The organism is Caldisphaera sp., assembly GCF_023256325.1.
GTDB lineage: Archaea > Thermoproteota > Thermoprotei_A > Sulfolobales > Acidilobaceae > Caldisphaera.
On the sequence record NZ_JAGDXI010000016.1, the window covers coordinates 51,072 to 77,730 of the forward strand.

Sequence of the window (26,659 nt, forward strand, 5' to 3'; positions counted from 1 at the left end):
TTTCTAATCTATTTTTTATTTCTGTGCTATATTTATTCTTTGGGTTAAAGGAATGATTAGTGGTCATCCAATAGATTTGCCTCAAAGAATTATTATCGGAGAAAATGTTTTAGATAATATTGGAAACCAAGTATTTGAGCTATTTAATAAAGGAAAATCTGTTTTAATTTTCACAGGGCCAAACGTTTATAGAAAATATTATAGCAAAGTTAAGGAAAGTCTTGAAGATAAAGGATTTTCAGTATCATATATGATAACTAGTGCACCAACCGTTGATTATGCTAAATCGTTATCTGATGAGGTCTCGAAGGATAATTTTGACATATTATTAGGTTTAGGTGGTGGGAGAAGTATAGATTTAACAAAATATGTTGCCATGAGCCTTGATAAAAACTTTATAAGCGTTCCAACAGCAGCGAGTCACGATGGTATAACTAGTCCTTTTGTCACTTTAAGAGGTTTTGACAGATTCCATTCTAAACCAGCTAAACCGCCAAAGTTAATATTAATAGATATAAATGTTATAATGGATGCCCCAAAAAGGCATAATGCTGCAGGATTCGGTGATTTGATAGGAAAATATACGTCCGTATTAGATTGGCGTTTAGCCCACAAATTAAAAGGGGAATATTATGGAGAATACGCAGCAAGCTTAGCATTAATGAGTGCTAAACATGTGAGCATATATTCCAAAGAAATAGGTCTCGGGAATAAGGAGGGAATAAGAGTTCTATCTGAAGCATTGGTTAGCAGTGGAGTTGCTATGTGTATTGCAGGAAGCTCTAGACCTGCTAGTGGGTCAGAACATCTTTTCGCGCATGCATTAGAAATGGTAAGTAAGAATCCACCATTACATGGAGAAGCCGTTGGCGTCGGTACAATAATGATGTCATATTTGTATGGAAAAGATTGGAAAAAAATTAGGGAGTTATTAAAAACTGTTGGAGCTCCTACTAATGCTAAAGAATTAGGTGTAACAGAAGATGAAATATTAAAAGCACTAACAAAAGCCGTGAGTATTAGACCTGAGAGATATACGATTTTGGGCGATAGCGGTTTAAATGAAAAAGCTGCAGAAGAACTTGCTAAGAGTACTCTCGTAATTAGATAACTCAGGATTTTTTATAGGTAAAGCTTTTTATAATGTTTTGATTTAATAAAAAACTATCTTTTAATATATTTGGAGATTAATACTCCTAGAAAATATAATCCACTTAACGTAAGTCCTATTATAGTTTCTATTATGCCTCCTGTCGCTCCAGGTGATATAATTAACGCTATTATAAAAGATAGAGCAACCGCGTATCTCCAATATTTTAACCACGTTTTATAATCAGCAAACCCGATATATGTTAGGGCAACAATAACTATAGGGTATTCGAATGATAAGCCTAGCATAATAACGAATGATAAAACTGTCGACATAAAAGCTCTTATGCTTAAGCTAGGTACTACGCCTTCACCCAGGTTAAGGTAATACATGAATTTGAATAAAGCTGGCAATACAATGAAATAAGCAAACAATGCCCCTGTTAGAAATAGAATAATTGATGGAACAATAAACTTCTTTATTGCACTTCTTTCTTTTGGAGTCAGTGCTGGAAAAAGAAATGCATATATTTCATATATCCATAATGGTGAGCTTAAAATTGAAGATATTAGAGAAGAAGTATATAAACTACTTATTAAAGGATCAAAAGCGTTTATAGATATTAAAATCATACCTTTTGGCAGCATGAATTCTCTAATTTTTTTAAAAATATAAACGCTTGTGCTATTTACTAATGAAGGATAAGGATAATAAATATATAATCCTTTGAAATCTATACGATTAAATTTAAAAAACATTATAAATAATAGCAGAACTATAAATAATATAAAAGGGATTAAAAGCCTTCTTATTAATTCATTTACATATTTTGAGTATTCTTTTAATATTGAACTTGATTGATTGTTTTGCATAGATCTCCCAGGATTATCTAAGTTCTTAAGTTTAATAATACTGCTGTACAATTTAACTTGTTACTATTTTATACTCCTTTTCTATGCTTTAAAGCTAATTAATAAACAATGCTTACAAATAATAAAAACCTAACTTTTCAGATGTAATAAAGTAAGTTATAAATTGAAATGGAATTCCTTTTACAAAAATTTATAAACATTTAACTCTTCTAAATGTAGATATAGTCTAGGAAGGTGTAAAACATGTTAGATAGCTTGATAAATTGGATAATAGTTATAGTTGTTATAGCTATATTATTTGGGGGTGCCACTAAAATACCAGAAATTGCCAGAGCTCTTGGAAGAGCTGTTGGCGAATTTAAGAAAGGTCAAATGGAAGTTGAAAAGGAACTAAAAGAAGGATTAAAAACAGAAAAAGATAAAAAAACGGAGGAAAATTCATGAGTAGTGAATTAGATTTAAGCAAAAAATTATTTGAAGACGGCATTTCACTTATGAATCGAGGTCTGTTAATTCAAGCTGCAAATAAATTTATTGAGGCATCTAATTATATTTTAAATATGAAGGAAGTAAATGAAGAATCAAGATTGTTGCTTGTTAAATCATTAATTAATCAAGGAGCAATAATGATAAATTTAGGTAAATTTGCATTAGCCATAAATTCTCTTCTCAAATCTTGGCAGATATTAAAGAATGGAGATAATCCTATGTTATTAAAAGCAACTTACATTAATTTAATCAATGCATTTATAGCAACAAAAAGATTTAATGAGGCAAACAGTTTTATTAAAAAACTTGAAAATATAGATGAAGAATCTAAAGCATATGCATTATTGTTTAGATCTAAAATATTGATAGAAAGTAATAATACTAATGACGTTTTAAAGTATTTAGAGGAAGCAAAAAGTATATTTTTAAAGTATGGATTTAAAGATCAGGCTGCAGCAGTTATAGCAACTCAAGCAGAATATTATTTTTTGATTGAAAACAAAGAAAAGGCAAATGAAAAAATAAAAGAAATTAAAGAAATAATTGGTGAAGATGCTGATAAAATGTTAAAAAATGTTAGAGCGTGTACATAGCGATCCTTCTTTTTTATCTTATTTTTCGTTTAATGAAGATATTAGAAACATTGTTGTAAATAAATAAATTAACATTATATACATGGTGTCTGTCATTAGATAAGCGCTTGTAAATACGCCTAAAAGAGATATTGGTATAAAAAACAAATTAATGTCTTTCTTGATGTTGAAAAGTCCTAAGAAAAGGGATAAAATTATTATAAAAGATAATGGACTAAACCAAGGTAATGGAACAGCTATTCATAAAGATGTTTGCATTGACATATTGAATACATATTTAAATAAGGTATTAGTTAAAGAATAATATGTTAAGGGAAACACAATCAAAATAGATATTATAGATGCTATTAAAATTTTATATTTACCAGAGTTTTTAATTTCGAAGTAAGCAAGTACAAAAAATCCTATAGAAAAAAGGTATAGAGATAATGGGTATAAATTTATTGGCGGATATATAAACAGCATATTAGATAAAAAGGTTAATACAAAAAACAAAGAAGATAGTAACATGGATAAACCAAATAAAGTTTTTAATAATAGTTGAACGTAGTTTCTGTAGTTATAAATGGAAAGTAGCATCATTAATGGAGGAATTAGAACTGATATAGAAATAAATAATAATCCCAAAGGGCTTGTTATATAACTTAAATAAATACTTTGTGAAAACGATATAATGATTGCAGGTATTATCATAAAAAGTACATAAAATATTGAAAAAATAGATATCAGTTTTTCTTTCATAAATATGAAGTAGATAGCAGCCAATACCACTATCAGTTCAATTAAAACCCTAGATATGTAAGCAATCTTTGCTAATGCTTCATTAATAATATATGGCACTTTAAATGCTCCCATAAAGTAAGGCTCAAGTCTTACAAAAATTTGTATTGATATTAATTGTAATAAATAAGCTACAATTATAATAGAAAAAAATATTATATTGATCTTATTTAGATAAGGTTTCATGAGCTATTTCCTCATATTTGTAATAAAATGCAAACATTATTGCAAGAGTTAATAGGATCATTCCTAAAAATATTCCATCAAATCTGTATCCATAAGGATCGCTGCTTGTAGGGACTGATGGAGAAATAACTATGCCAAAGATGCTTACTGCTATAGATACAATTAATAATAAAAATCCTATGTATATTAATGCAATCCTAGTATTAGTTTTCATTTATTGCACCTCCATACGGCTCCTTCTCATTATTTCTATTATCATAAAAGTGAAACCAAGTAAAAGCGTAGCTCCCCACATAACGTTCCTTTCAAATATTAAACTTATTGATAAGGCTCCGCCGGCTATTGTCAAGAATAATGCAATTATCGCTACTGTGGAATTAGGCTTATTTGGCTGTGTTACATTTTTACCTAAAATTTTTGTCTTTTTAGATTTTGTCGCGAAATAGGCTACCAATGCCTCTATAGCATACATTGGCAATAGAAATTCAACTGTTTGTATAAACGGAATTGTTAAACCAGGAGTTAAGTATGCCCATATTGTAAAGAAAGCTAATGTAGATACAACCATCATTCCAAGTGTAAATATAATTGGCCTGTCAGACGGATGTCTCATAGGGCTTCTATCAATAAATGGTACTATTAATAAGATCAAAAATAATAAACCTATCAAATAGATTCCGTAAACAATATTACTTCCTCCAAATATGGATTGTTTTATTATTTGATACATCCACAAGAAATACCAATCCGGTTCTGGAGTATATTGGGCAGCAGCTTGCGGAGAATATTGAGGTCCTAAAGGTATCGGGAAAACGCTTGCTATTATAACTATTACAGATATATAAAATAATGATAAAGCTAGTAAATATTCAACTCCCCTTGGCCACCATGATATTCCGCTTCTATCATTTTTTTCTTCGGTGACTGCACCTTTTTTTGGGGGTTTGCTCATTCCGTGAGCTTCAAACATGAACAATTTAAGTCCTAAGAATACTACTAGAAGGATTGGAAGAAGTATTACGTGTATGTCAAAAAATCTTTGCAACTCTTCTGCATCAGTTCCATTTCCCACCAATAAAGTATGTAGCCATGAAGTCATCCATGATGGTAAATAACTTAAAAGTCCTATACCTACATCTGTTGCGGATTTAGAAAGAACAGTCCATGGTAATAAATAGCCTGTAAAGCCAAAACCTAGAGTTATAAGGCCTAATATAACTCCTACAATCCACATTCCTTCTCTTGGTTTTTTATATGTTCCTTGCCAAAAGTTTCTGAACATATGGACAAATGCCAAAAATATTATTGCATATGCATCATATAAATGGAAATTTAGCAAAAGGCTTCCAAAAGGTAATTTATTGATTATATCAAATGTTGAGCTATAAGCGTTTGCTGTTGTAGGTACATAATTTAGTAGCAATAAAAATCCCGTAATGCCTTGCATTACAAATCCTACAACTAAGAGAGCGCCTAACCAATAATCAGGTCTAAAAGAGAATTCTGGTATTGGCCTAAGTATTTCGTCTATATTTTTTATTCCAAACCTCTCAAACACTTTATCCCAAAATCCTTGTTTATCTTTTTGCATTTTCTCTTTCACCCACTAACTGGAGTTCCTCCAGTTAAGTCTGCACTAACATCAGTTCCACAAGGTGTGCCATGATCGTAAATTGTTGGGGGGTTCATGCCTACTGCATAAATATCTCCAGTCGAACTGTCCAAAACAAGTTGGACCATTGGGACTGGGCATGGTGCCGGTCCACCTACAACCTTTGCCTTTTCTAGATAATCATAAAGACTTCCATGGCATGGACAATGTCCTCCAGGTACATTTGGACCGCCATAAGGTGAAAGGGATGTTTCGAAATGATAAATACAACCCATGTGTTCGCATATAGCACTGAAAGCAACTATATCGCTGTTTGGTCCTATTCCTCCTTGAGCTGGTTGACCAAGCTTAACCAAATAATTTGGTTCATTTTCTAGTGGATAATTAAAAGTTATAGGTGAATTAACTTGTAAATCGTTAATATTTGCTACTTTAATCTTTGGAAAACTTGTGAGGCCTTCTTGCTCATAACTTAGAGCATATTTGAAAACAGGTTCTAATGCGCCACCTACTGCTACTACTGTGCCTGCTGCAAGCAAGAATTTTAAAAAGTTCCTTTTGCCTATATCTATTTTTTCATCATCCTTTTTTACCATATAATTCACCTCTTATTCTTGAATTATAATTTTTTAGGGGTAATAAATAAAAGTCTAGTCTTATTTTAATTCACCCCTTTTTGAGTGCAAAGTATAAGATTGCTGAAGCTACAACTATTATCACTATAGCCGAAACTTCTGTATATAGTAATGTGGTATTAACTGGAGTTGTTGTTGGAGAAGTTGTAGATGATGTAGGAGATGAATTGCTTATTACTAAAGGAACAAATGTTGATATTGATTTAATAAATGCATTTTCTCCAAGATACCCCTGCCAAACTGCAAATGCAACATCATATGTCGAACCAGGAGTTAAGTTAACTTCATATGGTCCAGCTCCTGGGACTGATCCCATTTGTCTTGCCATTTCAACGACCCATGTATGAGAAGTATTGTAAGCCCCTGCTAATACATCATAAGGATCTGTATGGTTAGTATCTACATCTGTATAGAATAATCCAGTTCCTAACCCAACTTCATATAGGTTTGATGCATTAGTATAAAGGTTTAAAGCAAAACCTGTTGGAGGAGCTTGATAATTTACTCCTGTAAATGTAACGTTATGATTCCACCAATTGTAATAAACATATTCTGGAACCGGAGGCATGTTTAGAGCAGGGCTAACCAGCTGTGTTCCATTCCATGTTGCTCCCATCATGAAATCCCATATATTTGCTGCCCCTCCCGCGGCTAGAGCACCACCATTACTTGCGCCAACAACCATACAATCATTTGGTGTTCCACTTTGGCCTCCCAGGTACCACATCATAGCTACTCTATCTTGACTATAATATGTTGAATTTACATAATAGCTCTTTACAATAGTTTCTTCATCAACTCTAGGCGGAGCTACTACATATGTGCCTGAAGAAGTGTTATACCATAAAGGTGGATAGCCAAAAGGCCCTCCTCCTAACGAAAATACGCTAGAAAGGTGATGGCTTGGCTTTGTAACATTCCATGTTAATAATACAAAAAGATATGTTCCATTCCATGCCGCTTTTACCATTATCTGAGATGTATGGCCTCCGCCAGGTACGTTTGCAGATAATGGAATAACAGTCCACGGTATTGAAGACCAAAAGCTTTCGCTTCCTGGATTTTTCAAGTTGGCAGATCCAGTTATTTTATATGCAATGATTTGAGGTAGGGCACTGCTTGATTGGGCTTTAGAAATATTTACATTTCCATGCATTATACCTATAGCAATTATAGATATAGAAAGCACAACAAAAATCAAGATAATCCTTTTTGCTTTTCCTCTCGAAAGCATAGTTCTCACTAGTAATTTAATTAATGAAAAATAGTTTAAAAATATAACTAATCGTTCTAAAAAATCAAAAAACTCCTATAGTTTATATAAAACTTAATTAAAATGTATAATCTTTAAAATATACCTAATATATATTTTTATAATATTAAAGTTTATAAATAACTATTTAGTAATAGAAAGCATTTCTAAACATAATTTGAATTGATGTTCTTAAGATAATAATTAGTTGGTATTTTATCTAACATAAAAATTAAAACTTGTACAAATCCTAAGATTTTTGGTGAAAATAATTTGATGCCCTTCGATAAAGAAAAATCGTTGAAGGCTTTCCATGGAACAACAACAGTAGGATTTATAACTAAGGATGCAGTAATTTTGGCTGCAGATAAAAGAGCCACCGCTGGTACTTTAATAGCTAGCAGAACTGTTAAGAAAATAGTTAAGATAACGGATTATGCAGCAATGACTATAGCAGGTTTAGTTGCAGATGCTCAAATGCTTGCAGATGCAATAAGAGAAGAAGCAAGATTATATGAAACAACTAATAAAAGGAAATTAACAATTAAAGGCATGGCAACTTTATTAGCTAATGTCTTATTTTCAACAAAATATTATCCATATTTGGTTCAATTAATAATTGGTGGCTATGATACGGAGCCTAGGCTATATAATTTAGACTACTTTGGAAGCATTACTGAAGAGAAGATGACTTCCACAGGCTCAGGCTCTCCAGTAGCTTTGGGAGTGCTTGAGAGGGATTATAGACAAGATATGAGCATAGATGAAGCTATGAATTTAGCCGCAAGAGCAGTTAAAGTAGCTATTATGAGAGATTCTGCTACTGGAGATGGTGTAGATGTAATTGCAATAACCTCTAAGGGAATAAGAGAAAGTTTTATACCTCTCCAGCAACTCCTTTCTTAAAAGGATAAGAAAAAGATTTTAACAAAATTTTATTTATCCCGGTGATTTAATTTGGAAGAATCTGGCCAAGAAAGATTAATATCAGGGCAAAAGCTTAGGTCGATGATAGTTAGTGAAATTTTAAAGAACGTAAGGGATGCGGAGATATCAAGTATAGATTTTGAAGGACCAGAAATCGCAGTTTATGTCAAAAATCCCCAATGGATTTTAGAAGGTGAAGAGAAGATAAGAGAATTAGCAAAACAGTTAAGGAAAAGAATGGTTATAAGAACTGACCCTAAAGCTAGAAAACCAAGAGAGGCAACAATTCAATACATAATGGAAAATACACCTGAAGAAGCAGGAATTACACCAAGTGATATACAATTTGATGAAGTTTTAGGGGAAGTTAGAGTATTTGCTGATAAACCCGGTAAGCTTCTTGGAAAAGGAAAACCTTTTAGAAACCAGGTATTGGCAAATACTGGTTGGAGATTAGAAGTTCAAAGAAAGTCTCCATTAGTTAGTAAAACTTTGGCATCAGTTTTGGAGTTATATATAAGGGCATCGTCAGAAAGGAGAAAAGCTTTAAGAGAAATAGGAGAGAGAATTTATAGGGAAATGATAGTAGGTCCTAAGAATATAAGGATTATAGGCCTAGGAAGTTTTGGAGAAGTGGGTAGATCATCAATATTGCTTGATACAGGTGAAAGCAAAATACTTTTGGATGCAGGATTTGCTCAAAGCGGTTATTCAACAGATGCATATCCTCACTTCGATGCACCTGAATTTAGATTAGAAGACTTAGACGCAATAGTTATATCTCATGCTCACATGGATCATATGGGGTTGCTTCCAATATTATACAAGTATGGGTATCGTGGACCTTCATATATGACTCCTCCTACAAGAGATATAACAGTTTTAATGTTAAAGGATTTTATAGATTTGTTTGTTAAAGAAGGAAAAGAGCCTCCATTTACTATGAAAGATATAAATACTATGTTAACAAGAACTATAACGGTTAATTATAATGTTGTAACAGATCTATCACCTGATGCAAAGCTAACATTTTCGGATGCAGGTCATATTTTAGGTTCCGCGTTGACTCACATACACATTGGACAAGGTCTTTTTAACATACTTTACACAGGTGATATAAAATATTATAAAGCCAAAGAGGAATTAAATACTACAAGGTTACAACCTCCTGCAAATACAGAATTTCATAGAGTAGAGGCCTTAATTATGGAAACTACTTACGGAGCTACAGAAACAGCAACAAGAGAAGAGGCAGAAACACAATTATTTGAATTAATTAAAAAAGTTTATGAGAGAAAGGGAAAAATTTTAATACCAGTTATGGCAGTAGGAAGAGCCCAAGATATGATGGTTTTAATAAATAAGGCATTACAAGATAAAAAGATTCCTGAGATGCCAATATACATTGATGGGTTAATATACGAAGTAACTGCTATTTATACTTCTTATCCGGAATTATTGGCCAAACCTATAAGAGATGAAATATTACATAACGATAATAATCCCTTTATAGGACCTAATATGATATTCGTTAACGATTCTAGTAAAAGAGACGAAGCTATATTTAGCCAAGGACCTGCAATAATAATTTCAACGAGCGGTATGATGACAGGAGGGCCAATCTTGGAGTACTTTAAGAATTTAGCTGATAATCAAAACAATGCATTAGTATTTGTTAGTTATCAGGCATCAGGAACTCTTGGAAGGAAGATTGTAGAAGGGGAAAAGGAAATACAAATGATGGATGGGAACCAACTAAAAACAATTAAGGTGAATCTAGAAGTACAAAGAATTGAGGGATTTTCTGGACACGCTAATAGAAGTGAACTTCAAGGATTTTTAAGAGGGTTAACGCCTAAGCCTAGAGTGATAATTTTGAATCACGGAGAGCCAAGTCAAACAATATCTTTTGGAATTTTAATTAAACAGAAGTGGGATAAATTGGGATTCGAATCAATGCCAGAAGTTATTTACCCAGAAAACTTGGAGGCTGTAAGAGTATTTCCTAGGAATGTAAAACTTCATTCAATGCTAAATTACTTACAGACAGGAAGTTAAAATATAATATTTTAAATTTAAATTCTCTTAGATATGCCCTGTTCCTCTATTAGGATATATTTAAGGAATTACCTTAACGACAAAAGTAGTAAAAAGATCAACCTTGGTTAACGAGTTTTTTAAGTTCTGCTAATGATAGATCAGCATGTTTTTCCGCAGGTCTCACGTTTTGGAAAACCTTAACAATTACTCCATTAGGATCAATAATGAATGTGGTTCTTTCAGCAGTTAGATTAGATGATTCTTTCTTTTTAACGTCGTATAATTCTATAACTTCTCCATTACTATCGCTAAGTAATTTAAACTTAAAATCATATCTTTCTGCAAACTTCTTAATTTTTTCAACACTATCTGAAGAAATTCCTAAAACCTCTGCATTAAGCTTTTTTATATCATCTAGCAATTCATTGAATCTTAATCCCTCTCTTGTACAGCCTGCTGTCATAGCTCTTGGATAAAAATATAAAATAACAAACTTTCCTTTAAAATTTGATAGTCTTACCTTTTCACCATCATTTGATATTAGCTCGAAATCGGGAGCTTTTTCTCCTACTTTTAATACCATAAATTTTCACCTGCTATACATTTCTAAGTAAAAATTTAATTTTAGAGATTTTAAATATAGATATAAATAACAAAAACTAATAGCATTATAAAAATTTGAAATTGACTTTTCATATATTGTTTTTAAACTTTTATCTTAGCATAAATGGTTAGGGATAAATAATATGTCAGAAACAACATTAGAAAATATGCAACCCAACGTTAACATTGGTATTGTAGGTCATGTAGATCATGGGAAGACAACTCTTGTTCAGGCTTTAACAGGAACATGGACTATGAGACATAGTGAAGAAATTAAGAGAGGAATGACAATAAAACTAGGATTTGCAGATGGAGAAGTTTGGGAATGCTCAGATTGTGGATTTCCAGAAAAGTATTCCCCTGAGCCAGTATGTGAGTGCTCTCCTGGCTCAAAACCAAAGTTAGTGAGAAGAATATCATATGTTGATGCTCCCGGTCATGAAATATTAATGGCCACAATGCTATCAGGTGCGGCATTAATGGATGGAGCCTTGTTAGTTATAGCTGCAAATGAAAATGCACCTCAACCGCAAACATTAGAGCATTTTTTAGCACTTGATATTTTGGGTATAAGAAATCTTGTAGTAGTTCAAAATAAAATTGATGTTGTATCTCCAGAGAGAGCTAAAGAAAGCTATAATGAAATTAAAAAGTTTTTACATAATACATGGGCAGAAAATGCACCAATAATTCCAGTAAGCTCTCTTAAGAGAGTTAATATCGATGCTTTGTTAGCAGCAATAGAAAAGTATATACCAACTCCGAAAAGGGATGAAAATAGTAATCCACTAATGTTTGTAGTAAGGAGCTTTGATGTTAATAGACCAGGCACGAAGCCAGAAGATTTAGTGGGAGGAATAATTGGGGGCTCAATAATACAAGGTAAATTTAAAGTAGGTGATGAAATAGAAATAAGTCCTGGTTTGCAATTGGGGAATGAAGGAAAATATGAGCCTATAACAACTGAAATTACAAGCCTAAGGTTTGGAAAGTATGAAGTAGAGGAAGCAAAACCAGGTGGTTTAGTTGCTATAGGCACAAAGCTTGATCCTACTTTAACTAAATCAGATAACCTAGTTGGTAATATAGTAGGCAAACCAGGTTTAATACCTCCGGCAATTAGTGATTTAGAGTTTGAGTATCATTTGTTTAAGAATGTTGTTGGATCAAAGGAGGAAATCAAGGTTGATCCTTTAACTAAAAATGAAGTCTTAATGCTGGCGGTTGGCGCAAGTTTAACTATAGGAACAGTTAGTTCTTTTAATAAAGAAACGGCTTCTGTTAAATTAAAAAGGCCTGTTGTTGCATGGAAAGGACTAAGAGTTGCAATAAGTAGAAGAATAGCTGGAAGGTGGAGATTAATAGGTTGGGGGCTAGTGAACAGGTGAACCCCAAGGTAATGCTGGATTCTAATATTATAATTATGCTTGGCCAAGGGATCATTACATTATCAATGTTCTATGATATATTAGAACAAAAAGTTGAAATGATTACAACAAGTAGTGTAGTAGAAGAGCTTAAAAAAATAGCCGATTTAAACAAAAACAAAAAAATATATAGGGAAATTAATTTTGGGCTTAGCATAATTAATACTGGTAAAATTCAAATAATCAATACTACAGAAATTGATGCAGATGACTCTATTTTCCATGCTTCGTTAGAACTAAAAAATAAAGGAGAAACAGTTTATGTTGCAACAAATGATAAAGAGCTTAGGAGTAGGTTAAGAATTGTTGGGATACCTACTATATATTATAGAAATTCTAAATCGATACTTGAAGTAGAATGGAGAGAATCTTAGTTGTTATTTAGAATTCATTGTAATTGATAATGTATAATTAGTTTAACAAAAAATGTAAAAGTTATGATTCTCCATTATTAAGTATATCCTAATATAGGTAGGTGAGATATTTTTATATTTTCTAAATTGTTATAGGTAAAAGGGTGCCGCCGTAGCTCAGCGGGAGAGCGCCCGGCTGAAGACCGGGCGGTCCGGGGTTCAAATCCCCGCGGCGGCAAATTCTAGGTGAATAAAATGAGCCTTGCTTTAATATTAGCTGGTGGATATGGTAAGAGGTTAAGACCGCTCACTTTAGATAAACCTAAACCATTAGTTCCTATTAACGATAAACCTGTAATAGTTTATCAGCTAGAATGGCTAAAGCATTATGGTATAGATGAAATAGCCCTTTTAGCAGGTTATCATAAAGAAAAACTTATAGAAGAGTTAGGAAGCGGTTCTAAATATGGAGTATCTATTTCCTATGTAATTGAAGATGAGCCTTTAGGTACTGGTGGTGCATTAAAAAAGGCAGGCCATATATATAAAAATCATGAAAAATTTTTAGTTACAAATGGAGATATCATTACAAACATAGATCCAAATATTTTATTGGCATCGTTAAAAGGAAAAATTATAGCAGCTATGGCAGTTGTTCCATTAAGGAGCCCCTATGGCGTATTAGATATAGATAGTAATGGATTTGTTAAAGGGTTTAAGGAAAAACCAATACTTTATGATTATTGGATTAATGCAGGGATTTATGCGTTCAAACCTGAAATAATGGAATATCTACCAGATAAAGGGGATATAGAGATGACAACCTTCCCAAAGCTTTCATCTGAAGGTAAAATGGTTGCAGTGAAATTTGAAATACCTAAGTATTATTGGAGAAGTATAGATACTCACAAGGATTTGGAGGAAGTATCTGATGAAATAACTCGTATGGGGGGTTTGTTTAAAATGTTATAAATATTAAAGTATAAATTATAGGAATTTTTGAAAGCTCTATATTTGATCTCCATATTCTCCCATTTGGTCTAAAACCAACTCATAATAATCTTCTTTAGCCTGTTCTAGTTCTTCTTTACTTTCTTCGCTATCTACATTTTGTTCTTGACCAATGGTCTTTGTTGTTAATACTTTCTCTTTTTCTGCCGTTTTTGATACTGTCTTATATTCATTTACAGTGTTTGATGGAGCTTCCATTTCATAACCACATTTTGTGCATCTTAATATTACCTTTCCATTCTTTTTTATGGGTATCATTACTCCTCCACATTTAGGACAGAACATCATATTCTACACACCAGTTTCCTCTGTTGCCCTATGATTTTTATCAAGCAGAGTTTATAATGATTTCCTTCAATCTAAATAAACTATAATTTATATTGAAAGCTTATTATGTTTAATAATTTCTTTGATAATTAAAAATCACTTTTAAAAATATAAATTATATAGTTTATCTATATTATAGAGAGTGAAAATGGGGATGAGTTTCTTTTTTTACCAATAATATCTATTTTTGTCCCACATTTAGGACATCTGTTATCATCTGTTAATCTCCAAGCAGTTATATAAAAACCATATCTTTCTATTAGTGGATATCCACACTTTGGACAATATGTATGCTCTAATTCGTGTCCCGGCACATTACCTATGTAAACGTATTTTAAACCTTCATTTTTTGCTATCTTTGCAAGCTTTTCGAGAGTCTTTACTGGTGTATCTTGACTGTCTAACATTTTATAATCTGGATGAAATCTTAAAAGATGGAAAGGTACATTATCTCCTAAGTTATCTATTATCCACCTTGAAAGCCTTTTTATGTCTTCTTCCTTATCTCCAACTTTAGGTACAACTAGATTCGTTATTTCAATCCAAATTTTCTTTTCTTTCATAGCTTTTAGCGTTTCTAATATTGGTTCAGGATTAGGAACTCCCATATATTTTCTGTAAAATTCTTTGTTACCTCCACCCTTGAAATCTACAGTTGCTGCATCAAAAAAATTTCCAATCTCATCAACGGCTTCTGGAGTCATGTAGCCATTTGTTACCATGGTATTAAATAAGTTGTTTTTCTTGGCCAAAACGGCTGTATCATACATAAATTCATACATTATAGTTGGTTCGTTATATGTATAAGATATTCCATCTGCTTTAATCTTTATAGCATCATCTATTATTTCTTCCGGTGTCTTTTTTTCTCCATAAAGTCCTTTTTCTAATCTGCTTTGGCTAATTTCCCAATTTTGGCAGAAAGAGCAAAAGAAATCACAGCCGACTGTAGATATGCTTAACACTGAACTGCCTGGATTAAAATGCATTAAAGGCTTTTTTTCTATGGGATCAACATTTTCTGCTGTTAATAAGCCGTATACCATTGTATATAGCTTTCCATCGATGTTCTTTCTAACCCCACAAACTCCCCAGGCGTTAGGAGCTATTAAGCACCTTCTATGGCATAAGTTGCACTTAACCCATTTTTCCCTATCTGTAATAGGACTCCAAAACTTTGCCAGCCTTATATGATTTTTTAATGTATTTGAACTGCTCTCGGATCGTACCATATCGTATCACCCCTACTCATTTTAATTAATTTTTGATCTGACTTCTTAGAAATAATTTTTTTAAATGGCAACTCTGTATTACAATTCCAGCAACGATTGTTGTTTAGTTCCAATGCAAGTAACACTCCTTCTTCTCTATACGCTACCGGTTTATTACAATTAGAACAGTAAGTTATATATTCACCATATAAATTTGCATGTATATAAGTATAAGTATTAAGTTCTCTAATTTCATTATATAGTGTTTTAACTGGACCTCCTCCTTTATGATCTAATAGATATATATGCATTGGTATACCTTTTTCTCCGGTTATTCTGGCTAATGGAAAGAATTTTTCAATTAGGGGTTCTCTGTAGTAAAGTTGTAGCTCTATCCATGGATAAGATGTTTTATAATTCTTAAGGAATTTAATGACGTTTAAATTATCATTATATTCAATAAAGTGATCATATATTATAAAATCAGCTTTATATAAATCAAACGGTTGATAAATTCTAACCCCAATAGGTATATTTAATACATCTTTTATTTTGCTTATAAATTCGTTGTTGATTATATCTTCTACTCCACAACCTTCAAATATTATTCCATTAATATTCCATGTTTTAACTATTTTTTCTATTTCTGTTAAATTCAATTCTTTTAATGCATATAAATTTGGGTTATATATTTGGCAAATGTCGTAATCATGGCATTCAAGGTTTTTCATTTTTGAAGGTATCACAAGACGCAGTAAAGTCCCTCCAGATAGATAATGGTATAAAGATAAGTCTTCTGCTGTGCTTATTCCAATTGTTGAAATAGGTAACTTTAGCTGGATTTTATTTTCACTCATTTTTCCTCAAATGAAATATAGTGTAAGAAAGCCTTTAGCTTTAATTTTAGATTTTATTCTTCTATTCTTTTTAAGAATTCAGTTACATTCTTTTCTATATTATGTTTTTTAGAAAGCAAAATTATCTGTTCTTTTACATTATTTTTAATATCTTTTACATTATAGCCCTCTTTTTCATATTTTAAAGAAATTAAATATGTAGACAATAAATCTGAGATCTTAGCTATTATCCCTTCTAATGTATCTTCCGATTCATAAAGCATATAAAGTTGTTTTATATCTTTATTTAAATCAAGCTTTTCTATGGCTTCTTTTTCAGATTTAGATTTATCAATGTTTGCACTTTTGCTGATATCCCCAATAATAGATTCTCCTATGTCATGAATTAAAGCTATAGAGGCGGCTTTATATTTATCTGCATTATTTAGACTTGATGATAATTCTAGCGCTATCAATGCTGATGCAAAAAGGTGTTGAGAAACAGTTTCCGCCTTACATGGTTCTACTCCATTAATCATCCATCCACTTCTAGCTATGCTGTTAAGTGAATATATTAGCTCATTTATTTTGTTCATTGTTTATCATCTATTTTGTTGAGAGACTTGTTTTTCAAGATATAGGGCAGGTCTCCCTGGTAAGGCTAGATCACTTCTTGGTAGTTTTGAGCTTTCCTCAAATTCAATTACAATTTCTTTCTTAAGTTCTTTGCTCAAGAATTCCTTTGACTCTTGGATTGATTTTATCTCTAATTCTCTAGGAATGTAGTTTTCTATAAGTTCTGGATATTTAGAAATCATGTTGACAACTTTTACTACTTTGCTTTTCTCTATCTTAAAATCGTTTTCCAGTAATTTTTGCTTTAAATTAGTTATTGATTTATTGTTTTTAGCTATTTCTTTTGCTAAATCAAATAATTCATATTTCCATGGAGATGCTATAATAATGTAAACTTTATTAGTTTCTCCTATTAAATTAATTAGTTCTTTGGTATCCTTAATTATTCTTTCTATCAATTCCTCGGCTTTTTCAAACTTTTTGTTAATTTTATTTTCATCAAATAAAGGCCATTGATGAAGAGAAACCAAATCTTTATGACCCATAATATGCCAAGCTTCTTCTGCTATATGAGGTACTATTGGAGCTATCATTAATGTAACATTCTCTAAATAATTGTTTATAACCTCTCTATTTGGGATATTAGCTCTGGTAAGATACCATTTATATTTATTTTTAAGATAATAATATGACTTAACTAAAGCCGTCTTAAACCTTGTTTGTTCCATATCTTCTGTAACCTCTTTTATTGTACTATTGATTACGCTCTCAAACCAATCATCTAAGCTAAGCTTATAATCCCTACCTTTATTATAATTGTCTTTAACTAATTCCAGCCATGAATTTAGCTCATCTATAGCATTGTCAACAATAGATGTCTCAAAGTTTGCATCATCATACCCTGGATCAGCTCCAGCCATTACTTCTGACCATCTTGTTACGTCGGCACCCCACTTGTTTAATGCATCTCTTAATAACAAAAAGTTTCCTTTATTTTTAGACATTTTTTCTCCGTTTAATAGCACCCACCCATTTATGCCTATTCCTTTAGGCCATTTGCTTTTATCAAAAATTGCTGCATGGTGATATATGAAAAACAACAAATGGTTTTGCATGAGGTCTTTACCGCTAATTCTAAGATCAACTGGATACCAATATAGAAACTCTTGTCTCATTTTTTCTATTAGATCTTTATCAAGACGTGTTTTTTGAGATAACTCATCTAAGTTGCCTATTCCTAAGAAAATATAATCAAATAGTTCCGGAATTAATTTTGAAGGCTCTATTTTGTTCTGGATATAGTGTGCTATCGTATAATAAGCCATATATATAGTTGAATCACTAAGGCTTTCTATAACCCATGTATTATCCCAAGGTAATGGTGTACCTAATTCATTCATATGTGTAAATGCCCAGTCGCTAAGCCAATCTATTAGTCTAAGAAAATCTTCTCTTGCAGATTCAGGATAAAAATTCATATTCTTTACTAGTTCTCTGGACTTGTTTTTCCAACTTTCGTTGCTATATAGTAAAAACCATTGATTCTCAACAAATTTTACGTGAGTCCTGGCGCCACATCTGCAATAAACCTTTGAAGGTAATGTGTATACTTTTAGTGCCTTATTTTTATCTTTTAGGTTTTCTATTATTTTTTCTCTGGCTTCATTAACTTTAATATTGCTATATTCACCAACATTATACATTATTCCGCTATAAAATTCTTTAGCATATAGCTCTTTTGTTGCCTTTTCTAATAACTCTACATCATTTTGGCTTTTTATGTTTAACTTTCTTACCATTTCCTTTGCTGGTATATCTTTAAAGTCAGAGCTCTTTATTATAACTAAGGGATTTAATTTCTTTATTTCTTCTTCGTTTAATCCAAATTCTTTTATAATTTCTTTATTTCTCTTCAGATCTTCGAGCGCAATATAATCATATGGAGCATGGGCAGGGACACTCATAACACTTCCTGTACCTTCATCATAAATAACGAAGCTTGCTGGTAATATAGGTATTTTTTTATTGTTTATAGGATTTAATGCATATTTACCTATTATTTCTTTTGCTTGTATTTTCCCTAAAACTTTGACTTCGTGTTTTTGGTCTGAAAGCTCATCTATCATATAATCGTTTATAATCCATTTCTCTCCATCAACCTCTGCAATATTATATGTAGAATCTTTATTTATCCATATGTTTGTAACTCCAAAAATTGTTTCAGGTCTGTAGGTTAATGTAGGAATTATTAAATCGTTATTTTCTATCTTAAATTTAATTATAGTGGCATCAACTGGACCTATACCTGCATATTCATCTGGCCTGTCATGATCACCCACAACCTTCTTTTCTTTAGGACACCAAACAACTGGATGGCTACCTTTAGCAATATAATTTAGATCTCTTAGTTTATAGTATTGCCATTCCACAAATTTACTAAAATACGGATTTAGACTTGTTGTGTAAAATTTCCTTCTCCAATCAATGCTTAATCCATATCTTCTTAGATCTTTTTCCCATTCATTTGTAAAATGAAATACCCAATAAGTAGGATCTTCAAAATTACTTATAATATCATCTGATATTCCCATCTCTTTTAGTTCTTTTATTTTTTTAGGGTCTTTTTCTTTAATTCTTTTTGCTGATGCTACAATTGGACCTCCTGTTGCATGCCATCCTTGAGGGAATAATACGTTGTATCCTCTCATTCTTTTATATCTAGCCATTATATCTACTCTAAGTATAGTAAAGGCCCCTCCCAAATGGGGAAGGCCATTCATATATGGGAATGGAAATGTAATGAAAAATTTCTTTTTTTCATTAGGATTCGCTTCAAAAGCTTTATTTTCGTCCCATAATTTTTGCCACTTGGTTTCGATCTCTTTAAAGTTATTAATAATTTCATCTCTTTTTTCTTGCATACCTTTTCCACTCGATGATTTCTAATGTTTATAATTCAGCCTAAAAATTTTTTATAATTAGATGAGAGTAATAAATTAAACATTAAGCATATTAAATTTGGATACAATAATTATTGCGGTGAATTAATGATGTCAGAAGGAGAAAAGAACATAGTAAACAAAGAATTTAAGGGAGAGGCAAGAGTTGGTAGGGTAATGAAAAATTTCGCTTCCATATCACTTAAACCTGAGGACTTATCAAGTCCTGTTGCATTTCAGATGGCTATATCTAGGCTTTATGAATCTTTAATGAAAGTTTTTGAATCAGGAGGTCCTGAGACAACATATATTGCTGAGGTAAAGATAACTGACGATACAGGAAATCAGGTATCTATAGCAATAGACTTAGGGAATTCAATACCACCATTCTCTTCAGATAAGGTTAAAGCTGATGTAAAGGTTACACTATATGAAGATTAATGTTTATATTATATTTTGTCTCTAAGAGTTGAGTATTTCGTTTATATTTTAATTTTTAATTAATAATTAATAATAAATACAAGTGCTAAAAGCATTTAAAACTACCAAACAATGATTTTCAGAGGGAGTAAAAGGGTGTAAAAAATGCCAGCTGAAGAGAGACCACCATTAAGGGTAGTAATTTCGGATCCAAGAGCAGGTAACAAAGCTGTCAATGTAAAAGTTAAAGGTGTTGACGATGAAGAGCTTAAATTAAATGAATCCATGAAAAAAACAAAAGAACAAGAAAGAAAAGAATTGCCTAAAGCCAAAGTCGGCAAAAAATTATTTGAAGAGCTTAAATTAAATGAAGTAGGAGTTTTGACTTTAAGCATTAAAAAAGAAGGCGGGAAAGCAAACGTTCCGTTAAAGGTAATTCAGTCAGATAATGTTCCAGAGAATGAGGTTTGGATTAGTGGTGAACTGTTAGGAGAATTGGCAGGATCAAATGAAGCAGAGGCAAAAGCTTTTAGAGCAAAAGCATGGCAATTAGCGGTTCCAGAAGATATAATGATTAGAATTTCGGGATTAGAAATTGGAGACGAATTTGATGGCAGTCTGCTTGGTTTTGATAATTTAAGATTTAAAATAAGAGGTGGAAGCGACGCAACAGGTTTTCCAATGCATCCAGGAGTACCTGGAGCTGTAAGAAAAAAAGTACTTTTATCAGAACCTCCCGGATTTCATCCAGAGAAAGATGGAGAAAGAAGGAAAAAAACTGTAAGAGGACGTATGATACCAGACCCAAGGGCCGAAAGAAGAAAAACTGCTCTAGCCCAGCTCAACGTAGAGATAAGTTATTCATAATAGCTGTTTTATTAATACTATATCAAATTCTAACTTAAGTTAAGATTTAATATTTTTAAAAATGCAATATAATTGGGTATCTAAATTGGCAATGAAGGCAAAAATAACAAGGAATGGAAGGCTAGCATATATTGAGACAGAAACAGGCCAAAAGGCAGTTGTACCCTGGGACAATATCTGTAATATAATTAAAAGATTCGGTTTTATAGCAGAAATTACAGGTAACGAAAAATTAGACTGCATTAATAATATTGCTAAAGAAGGAGAGGTAGAGTTTGATGTTGAATCAGAAGAATACGATGAAGAAGAAGGCTGAAACAATAATATCACTTTTGAAACAAAAAGGGTTCAAGGTTTCTTCGCTGGAAGAAAAAGGAACATGTTTTAATTCTATAATAGATTATAATGGTAAAACTTTTGGTTTGTTTTTTTATCCATCAAAGTTTGATAATTATATTGTTTTAAAAATTACAAAAATTATCGGCGATTGTGAAGAAATTTTATATGCTGCTAATGGATTATTCATTATAGATTCGAATGAGATTAGAATAGTAGAGAAAATATTTGAAAAACTTAATTATATAGTCAATGTAAATTTCAGCTTTGATTTAAGTTAAAAATAAGAATTATGGATAGATATTAGGTAACCTACTTTCTTGTTTAGATATTATTAGAATGAAATTTATTTTGTTTTCTTTTCATTAAAGGAGGAAGTTTACAAAAAAGGATTAGTGGTTGAAAAGCTTTTTTAAGTCGGAAAGAAGTTAGTTATTGTAAGAATAAGCATTTTTATATTAAACCTTTAAAAGTGTCTATGAATTGGGGGGAATAATAAAATGAGCCAAATCCAATCTCAAGGATCTCAAACTAAGAAATTAAGACAGCCAATAGTTGTTGTTTTGGGCCATGTAGATCATGGAAAAACATCATTGCTAGATAAAATTAGGAGTACTGCTATAGCAGCAAGAGAGGCTGGAGGAATAACTCAACACATTGGAGCCAGCATTGTACCTTCTGATGTAATTGAGAAAATATCAGAGCCTCTTAAAAAAATAGTTCCAATTAAGCTTACTATACCCGGATTGTTATTTATAGATACACCTGGTCATGAATTATTTTCAAATCTAAGAAAAAGAGGAGGAAGCATAGCTGATTTTGCAATATTAGTTATAGATATTACTAAAGGTCTTCAAGACCAGACATATGAAGCTATAGATTTATTAAAGTCAAGGAAGGTACCTTTCTTAGTTGCCGCAAATAAAATAGACAGGATTCCAGGATGGGAAAGTTTTTCAGATCAGCCTTTTGCTATTTCTTTTCAAAAGCAATCTAATAAGGCAAAAGAAGAATTAGAAAAAATAATTTATGGAACAATTGTGATAAAACTTTCTGAGCTAGGATTTCAATCGGATTTATATACAAAAATTAGAGACTTTACAAAAACAATAGCAATAGTTCCTTTGTCGGCTAAAACTGGGGAAGGAGTTCCAGATTTGTTAGCTGTATTAGCAGGTCTTGCTCAGCAATATTTAAAGAATAAACTTGTTTTTGCTGAAGGACCTGCTAAGGGATCAATACTTGAAGTTAAAGAAGTAGAAGGATTAGGTACCGTTTTAGATGCTATAATTTACGACGGTGTAATAAGAGTCGGGGATATAATAGTTCTTAATGGTAAAAATGGGCCCATAATAACTACAGTAAGATCACTCTTAATGCCATCTCCATTAAGTGATATGAGAGCTAGAGGGACAAGGTTCGTTGGTGTTCAAGAAGTTTACGCAGCTGCTGGGGTAAGAATTGCAGCCGCGAATTTAGAGAATGCTTTAGCAGGATCTTCAATTCAAGTTGCAAACAATTATGAAGAAGCTGAAAAAATTAGTAAAATGTTGCAAAGCGAAGTAAAGGAGCTTATCTTTAAGGCAGAAAATAATGGTATCATAATAAAAGCTGATACTCTAGGAACTCTTGAAGCTTTAATAGAAGCTTTTAAAAGAATGAATATACCAATTAGGATTGCTGATATTGGAAACGTTAACAAATCAGATATACTTGAGGCATCTTTAACAGCTAAAAAAGATAGATCATTAGGAGTGATAATTGCTTTTAACGTAAAAATATTGCCAGAGGCTGAGGCAGAATTATCAAATAATAATATTAAAGTCTTCCAGAATAATATTATTTATCACTTGATAGAAGAGTATAACGAATGGAGAGAAAAACTAAAAGAAGAGGAGATACAAAAAGAATTGAATTCATTGATAAGACCTGGAAAATTTAAGATCTTACCAGGATATGTGTTTAGAAGGAGTGACCCCGCTATTGTAGGGGTTGAAGTAAGCGGTGGTATCATAAAGCCTGGATATCCATTAATTAACGAAAAGGGAAAAGATCTAGGTAGGATCATGGCAATAAAGGATAAAGATAAGAGCCTAGAATATGCTAAGGTAGGCTCTACAATTGCTGTTTCTATAGAAGGCAAAATTTTAATAGGTAGACATGTTAATGAAGGTGATGTTATATACACTGATGTTCCTCAGGAGCATGCAATAAAATTGATTACACAATTTAAGAATTACATAAGTAATGACGAATTATTGACTTTAAAAGAAATTGCTGAAATTAAGAAAAATGCGGGTTTTAAGGAATATAACATAGTACTTTCGAAGATAAAAGAAATATTAGATAAAAAATCTAATAAGTAATTATTTCTTCGTCTTTAAATAAAACCTTATATTCTCTCTCAAAGCTTTCAGGAGAATCGCTAGCATGAACAACATTATCCTGTATAGATAATGCAAAATCTCCTCTTATAGTACCAGGTTGGGCTTTTCTACCATCGGTACTACCTATCATTAACCTTACTACGGAGATTGCTGAATCTCCCTCTAGTATGATTGCAACTATTGGTCCGCTTGTTATAAATTCTACCAGATCTTTAAAGAAACTTTTATCTTTATGAACCGAATAAAACTCTTCGCCTTTACTTTTGTTGAGCTTTACCATTTTTAATGCCAAGATCTTCAATCCTTTCTTTTCGAACCTTGATATAACTTCTCCAATTAAACCTCTCTTAACCCCATCAGGTTTAACCAATACTAAGGTCTTTTCAGTCATTTCGGTCTTCACCAAGTTTTAGTTTATATTAGTGGTTTATAGATTTAAAGGGAAAATTAGAAAACTTCATTCAATAAAATAAAGATATTATTACGTAAAAATTTTAACTTTATGAGGCTATGAGCTATGATGAAGCGTAATTTATAAGTTCAATAAAACTAATAAATTCTTTGATAGAAATAAAATTGGGGAGTGAAAACATATGCATAAGAATAGCAGAAGAGGTAAATCACACTCAATAAGACCTTCATCAGTTACAGCAAACTGGATAACCTATAGTCAGCAAGAAATTGAATTAATAATAGAAGAGCTTGCAAAGAAAGGCTATACACAATCTCAAATAGGAATTGTTTTAAGGGATCAATTTGGAATACCACTGGTTAAACCAATAATAGGTAAAAAGGTAAGCAAGGTATTAGAAGAGAAGAATTTGCTACCAAAAATACCTGAAGATCTATTCAATTTGATAAGGAGGGCAGTTAATTTGAGAAGGCATTTGGATGAGCATCCAAAAGACAAAACAAGCTTAAGGGGATTAATATTTACTGAAAGCAAGATAAGGAGGCTAACTAAATACTATAAGAGAATTGGAAAGATTGCAAAAGATTGGGAATATGATCCCAATACTGCTAAACTTTTGGTAGCTGGTAGCAGCTAAGCAAAATATTAAATTTCTTCTGAACAATATAAAATTGAAATTTAGTGGTGAAAAATAGTTTGTTAAAACTTAAAATTGAGAAGAGTGAAAACCTAGAAAAACAACAAACCCTGTTTTCAAGTAATCTTAGCAAATTATTTCAAGAATCTAAGGATAATGGGATTTTAAGAATAATCTTATATCCTTCTTTAGAAAACATTATCTCAGGGCTAATTTTATTTAATGTAGCTTTAAATTTAAATATAAAGCCATCAATTTCTATTAAGCTTAATGCACCTCAAAGAATAAATGAACCCACTATACTTATAGGATATTCAAGCCTAAACTATAAGGCGTCTGATGTGTCTTCAGCTTTAATTTCTTTAGCCCATGAAATAAATGGTATTCCAGTAGGAAATTCTACTTTTATCGAGATAAATGGTAGTATCGGATCTGGCATTTACCTAGCTTTAAAAGGATCAGACATTATTAATGTTAGGCCTGAGTACGCTATATTATCAATGGCATCGTCATATGCTAGTAAATACGTTGATGACGCAGGAAAATTTTATTCGCTTGATGATTTAGTTGTAAGTACAGTTATATCAAATGACGATAATTTAAAGATGGAAACAATTACTGGTCTAAAAATATTTAGACCTTTGTCTATGGACTTCTGTAAATCTTTATCTATAACATTAAATCCAATTTATCTTACTTTATCAAATGAGGATGCTTGTGAGAAATATCTGAAGGAAAATGGATTAGAGAATTTAATAAATAGCAACATAGGAAAGATTGACGATGAAACAATGAAAAATTTAATTATATCAATAATAAGTTTGATGAAAAAAATATCTAAAAAAAATATAGAACCATATGATTATGCAGGAGCTATGGAAGTATCAACATCTAGAATAGTTATGGAGGATCCAAGAGAGGTTATGTATTCGATAATGTTGCTAATGGATACAATGGGCTTTGGTTCAACTGTTGGTTTAATAGCTGATTATGAGAATGAGTATCCTCAGATTATTCATTATCTTAAAGATGCAGTAAGCAAATCAAGTGATATTATATTAAATAACAAATTTAGCAAAGTGAGTCAAATAAATTTTGGAAAAGTTTATACAGTAGATGAAGATAATCTTCCTATAGGAGCCATCCAAAGACAGCTTAAAATTTTAGGACTTATTGAAAAGGATGGAATTTTAGGATACCTAAATAATAATGTATTAAAATTACCAGTATTATCTTTTGAAGAATCCATGGGATATAATTCTGCTAGCAGGTTTATACAGGCGTTTAAGGCCGATTTCGATGGTGATTTTATATGGGTGAAGATAGCTTAGATTGTACAGCTACGTTAATTTTATCTTCAAAAGATGCAGATGTTTTAGCAAAATCATTAAAACCAGATAATATAAAGAATATTCCTAATTATTTAAGTATAGATTGTAAAAGCGATAATGGGAAGCTTATATGCACAATAAAAATTTTGGATTGTACTGATCCTAAAAAGATAATGTCTTTAAAAAATACTATTGATGATCTATTAATTAATATAAAGTCTGTAGTAGATTCGATCTAACTAACTTTTGTTTCTATAAAGGCGAAGTTTTGGATTTACTTAAAATATCTTTTAATATTTTGATTAGAAAAGAATTTATTATAAAAAATTATAATCTTTAAATATGTATTAAATCTTAAATACGATATAAATATAAATTATTAACTATTAAAATTAAATATAAATAATATACCTTTGACCTCTTCCTCGTCCTGAAGGGCGAGGGTTTCCTTAGGAGGGTAATAACTTTGTGGTTTACAGCCTTCATCTTCATCACTTCATAGTTAGTAGC

General features: G+C 31.6%; 29 protein-coding genes and 1 tRNA gene. 17 read left to right on the forward strand and 13 right to left on the reverse strand.

The window, feature by feature from the left end; genetic code table 11:
- The first annotated feature begins 52 nt into the window (after window positions 1-52).
- The gene (locus Q0C16_RS02645; RefSeq protein WP_292319491.1) at window positions 53-1,111 is read left to right on the forward strand and encodes an NAD(P)-dependent glycerol-1-phosphate dehydrogenase; all 1,059 of its coding nucleotides are present in this window, start codon (window positions 53-55) and stop codon (window positions 1,109-1,111) included.
- A 53-nt stretch (window positions 1,112-1,164) separates the two neighbouring features.
- On the opposite strand, the gene Q0C16_RS02650 is transcribed toward Q0C16_RS02645, so the two are convergent.
- Complete coding sequence (locus tag Q0C16_RS02650) at window positions 1,165-1,962, reverse strand: twin-arginine translocase subunit TatC (RefSeq protein WP_292319492.1); 798 nt, start codon at window positions 1,960-1,962, stop codon at window positions 1,165-1,167.
- 243 nt (window positions 1,963-2,205) lie between these two features.
- Between Q0C16_RS02650 and Q0C16_RS02655 the strand changes: the two genes are divergently transcribed.
- Window positions 2,206-2,406 (forward strand): twin-arginine translocase TatA/TatE family subunit, encoded by a 201-nt coding sequence (locus Q0C16_RS02655; protein ID WP_292319493.1) that lies wholly within the window; start codon window positions 2,206-2,208, stop codon window positions 2,404-2,406.
- Window positions 2,403-3,044: a hypothetical protein gene (locus Q0C16_RS02660; RefSeq protein ID WP_292319494.1), complete on the forward strand. Its 642-nt coding sequence runs from the start codon at window positions 2,403-2,405 to the stop codon at window positions 3,042-3,044. Before Q0C16_RS02655 ends, Q0C16_RS02660 begins: the two co-directional genes overlap by 4 nt.
- A gap of 240 nt (window positions 3,045-3,284) precedes the next feature.
- On the opposite strand, the gene Q0C16_RS02665 is transcribed toward Q0C16_RS02660, so the two are convergent.
- The 5 genes from Q0C16_RS02665 to Q0C16_RS02685 form a co-directional block, all read right to left on the reverse strand.
- Window positions 3,285-4,010: a hypothetical protein gene (locus Q0C16_RS02665; protein WP_292319495.1), complete on the reverse strand. Its 726-nt coding sequence runs from the start codon at window positions 4,008-4,010 to the stop codon at window positions 3,285-3,287.
- On the reverse strand, window positions 3,991-4,224 hold the full coding sequence (locus tag Q0C16_RS02670) for a hypothetical protein (protein ID WP_292319496.1): 234 nt from the start codon (window positions 4,222-4,224) through the stop codon (window positions 3,991-3,993). Before Q0C16_RS02670 ends, Q0C16_RS02665 begins: the two co-directional genes overlap by 20 nt.
- A complete protein-coding gene (locus Q0C16_RS02675; RefSeq protein WP_292319497.1) occupies window positions 4,225-5,601 on the reverse strand; it encodes a cytochrome bc complex cytochrome b subunit in 1,377 nt (458 codons plus the stop codon).
- 8 nt (window positions 5,602-5,609) lie between these two features.
- Window positions 5,610-6,218, reverse strand: coding sequence for an arsenate reductase (azurin) small subunit (locus tag Q0C16_RS02680; RefSeq protein WP_292319498.1), 609 nt, complete (start codon window positions 6,216-6,218; stop codon window positions 5,610-5,612).
- A 70-nt stretch (window positions 6,219-6,288) separates the two neighbouring features.
- On the reverse strand, window positions 6,289-7,491 hold the full coding sequence (locus Q0C16_RS02685; protein WP_292319499.1) for an ethylbenzene dehydrogenase-related protein: 1,203 nt from the start codon (window positions 7,489-7,491) through the stop codon (window positions 6,289-6,291).
- Window positions 7,492-7,785: 294 nt separating this feature from the next.
- On the opposite strand from Q0C16_RS02685, the gene psmB reads away from it, so the two are divergent.
- Window positions 7,786-8,415 (forward strand): archaeal proteasome endopeptidase complex subunit beta, encoded by a 630-nt coding sequence (psmB, locus tag Q0C16_RS02690; protein ID WP_292319500.1) that lies wholly within the window; start codon window positions 7,786-7,788, stop codon window positions 8,413-8,415.
- Window positions 8,416-8,466: 51 nt separating this feature from the next.
- Window positions 8,467-10,494, forward strand: a complete 2,028-nt coding sequence (locus Q0C16_RS02695) for a beta-CASP ribonuclease aCPSF1 (protein WP_292319501.1) — start codon at window positions 8,467-8,469, stop codon at window positions 10,492-10,494.
- 97 nt (window positions 10,495-10,591) lie between these two features.
- Here the strand turns inward: Q0C16_RS02695 and Q0C16_RS02700 are convergent, their stop codons facing one another.
- Entirely contained in the window at window positions 10,592-11,059 is a 468-nt protein-coding gene (locus tag Q0C16_RS02700) for a peroxiredoxin (protein WP_292319502.1), read from the reverse strand.
- Between the two features lie 163 nt (window positions 11,060-11,222).
- On the opposite strand from Q0C16_RS02700, the gene Q0C16_RS02705 reads away from it, so the two are divergent.
- From Q0C16_RS02705 to Q0C16_RS02720, 4 genes are all read left to right on the forward strand, one after another.
- A complete protein-coding gene (locus tag Q0C16_RS02705) occupies window positions 11,223-12,467 on the forward strand; it encodes a translation initiation factor IF-2 subunit gamma (protein ID WP_292319503.1) in 1,245 nt (414 codons plus the stop codon).
- On the forward strand, window positions 12,464-12,880 hold the full coding sequence (locus Q0C16_RS02710; protein ID WP_292319504.1) for a PIN domain-containing protein: 417 nt from the start codon (window positions 12,464-12,466) through the stop codon (window positions 12,878-12,880). The genes Q0C16_RS02705 and Q0C16_RS02710 overlap by 4 nt, the downstream gene beginning before the upstream one ends.
- 145 nt (window positions 12,881-13,025) lie before the next feature.
- Window positions 13,026-13,097 (forward strand) — tRNA-Phe (locus Q0C16_RS02715).
- A gap of 17 nt (window positions 13,098-13,114) precedes the next feature.
- Window positions 13,115-13,831, forward strand: a complete 717-nt coding sequence (locus Q0C16_RS02720) for a nucleotidyltransferase family protein (protein ID WP_292319505.1) — start codon at window positions 13,115-13,117, stop codon at window positions 13,829-13,831.
- Window positions 13,832-13,867: 36 nt separating this feature from the next.
- Here Q0C16_RS02720 and Q0C16_RS02725 read toward each other — a convergent pair whose 3' ends face one another.
- The 5 genes from Q0C16_RS02725 to leuS form a co-directional block, all read right to left on the reverse strand.
- Complete coding sequence (locus Q0C16_RS02725) at window positions 13,868-14,158, reverse strand: transcription elongation factor (RefSeq protein WP_292319506.1); 291 nt, start codon at window positions 14,156-14,158, stop codon at window positions 13,868-13,870.
- A 167-nt stretch (window positions 14,159-14,325) separates the two neighbouring features.
- A complete protein-coding gene (gene amrS / locus Q0C16_RS02730; RefSeq protein WP_292319507.1) occupies window positions 14,326-15,429 on the reverse strand; it encodes an AmmeMemoRadiSam system radical SAM enzyme in 1,104 nt (367 codons plus the stop codon).
- The gene (locus Q0C16_RS02735) at window positions 15,396-16,265 is read right to left on the reverse strand and encodes a hypothetical protein (RefSeq protein ID WP_292319508.1); all 870 of its coding nucleotides are present in this window, start codon (window positions 16,263-16,265) and stop codon (window positions 15,396-15,398) included. Before Q0C16_RS02735 ends, amrS begins: the two co-directional genes overlap by 34 nt.
- Before the next feature lie 53 nt (window positions 16,266-16,318).
- A complete protein-coding gene (locus tag Q0C16_RS02740) occupies window positions 16,319-16,840 on the reverse strand; it encodes an HD family hydrolase (protein WP_292319509.1) in 522 nt (173 codons plus the stop codon).
- A gap of 6 nt (window positions 16,841-16,846) precedes the next feature.
- Entirely contained in the window at window positions 16,847-19,741 is a 2,895-nt protein-coding gene (gene leuS / locus Q0C16_RS02745; protein ID WP_292319510.1) for a leucine--tRNA ligase, read from the reverse strand.
- Window positions 19,742-19,870: 129 nt separating this feature from the next.
- On the opposite strand from leuS, the gene Q0C16_RS02750 reads away from it, so the two are divergent.
- The 5 genes from Q0C16_RS02750 (at window position 19,871) to infB (ending at window position 23,748) form a co-directional block, all read left to right on the forward strand.
- The gene (locus Q0C16_RS02750; protein WP_292319511.1) at window positions 19,871-20,200 is read left to right on the forward strand and encodes a hypothetical protein; all 330 of its coding nucleotides are present in this window, start codon (window positions 19,871-19,873) and stop codon (window positions 20,198-20,200) included.
- Between the two features lie 144 nt (window positions 20,201-20,344).
- The gene (locus tag Q0C16_RS02755) at window positions 20,345-21,046 is read left to right on the forward strand and encodes a 30S ribosomal protein S6e (protein ID WP_292319512.1); all 702 of its coding nucleotides are present in this window, start codon (window positions 20,345-20,347) and stop codon (window positions 21,044-21,046) included.
- Between the two features lie 91 nt (window positions 21,047-21,137).
- The gene (locus Q0C16_RS02760; protein WP_292319519.1) at window positions 21,138-21,362 is read left to right on the forward strand and encodes a hypothetical protein; all 225 of its coding nucleotides are present in this window, start codon (window positions 21,138-21,140) and stop codon (window positions 21,360-21,362) included.
- The gene (locus Q0C16_RS02765; protein ID WP_292319513.1) at window positions 21,325-21,663 is read left to right on the forward strand and encodes a hypothetical protein; all 339 of its coding nucleotides are present in this window, start codon (window positions 21,325-21,327) and stop codon (window positions 21,661-21,663) included. The genes Q0C16_RS02760 and Q0C16_RS02765 overlap by 38 nt, the downstream gene beginning before the upstream one ends.
- 219 nt (window positions 21,664-21,882) lie before the next feature.
- On the forward strand, window positions 21,883-23,748 hold the full coding sequence (gene infB, locus Q0C16_RS02770) for a translation initiation factor IF-2 (protein WP_292319514.1): 1,866 nt from the start codon (window positions 21,883-21,885) through the stop codon (window positions 23,746-23,748).
- Here infB and ndk read toward each other — a convergent pair.
- On the reverse strand, window positions 23,738-24,160 hold the full coding sequence (gene ndk / locus Q0C16_RS02775; RefSeq protein WP_292319515.1) for a nucleoside-diphosphate kinase: 423 nt from the start codon (window positions 24,158-24,160) through the stop codon (window positions 23,738-23,740). The genes infB and ndk overlap by 11 nt on opposite strands.
- Window positions 24,161-24,362: 202 nt before the next feature.
- Here ndk and Q0C16_RS02780 point away from each other — a divergent pair, with 202 nt between their 5' ends.
- From Q0C16_RS02780 to Q0C16_RS02790, 3 genes are read left to right on the forward strand one after another with little or no spacing between them, the layout of a single operon-like run.
- On the forward strand, window positions 24,363-24,818 hold the full coding sequence (locus Q0C16_RS02780; protein WP_292319516.1) for a 30S ribosomal protein S15: 456 nt from the start codon (window positions 24,363-24,365) through the stop codon (window positions 24,816-24,818).
- A 59-nt stretch (window positions 24,819-24,877) separates the two neighbouring features.
- Complete coding sequence (locus Q0C16_RS02785) at window positions 24,878-26,149, forward strand: hypothetical protein (protein WP_292319517.1); 1,272 nt, start codon at window positions 24,878-24,880, stop codon at window positions 26,147-26,149.
- Window positions 26,131-26,388: a KEOPS complex subunit Pcc1 gene (locus Q0C16_RS02790; protein WP_292319518.1), complete on the forward strand. Its 258-nt coding sequence runs from the start codon at window positions 26,131-26,133 to the stop codon at window positions 26,386-26,388. Before Q0C16_RS02785 ends, Q0C16_RS02790 begins: the two co-directional genes overlap by 19 nt.
- The last annotated feature ends 271 nt before the right edge of the window (window positions 26,389-26,659 follow it).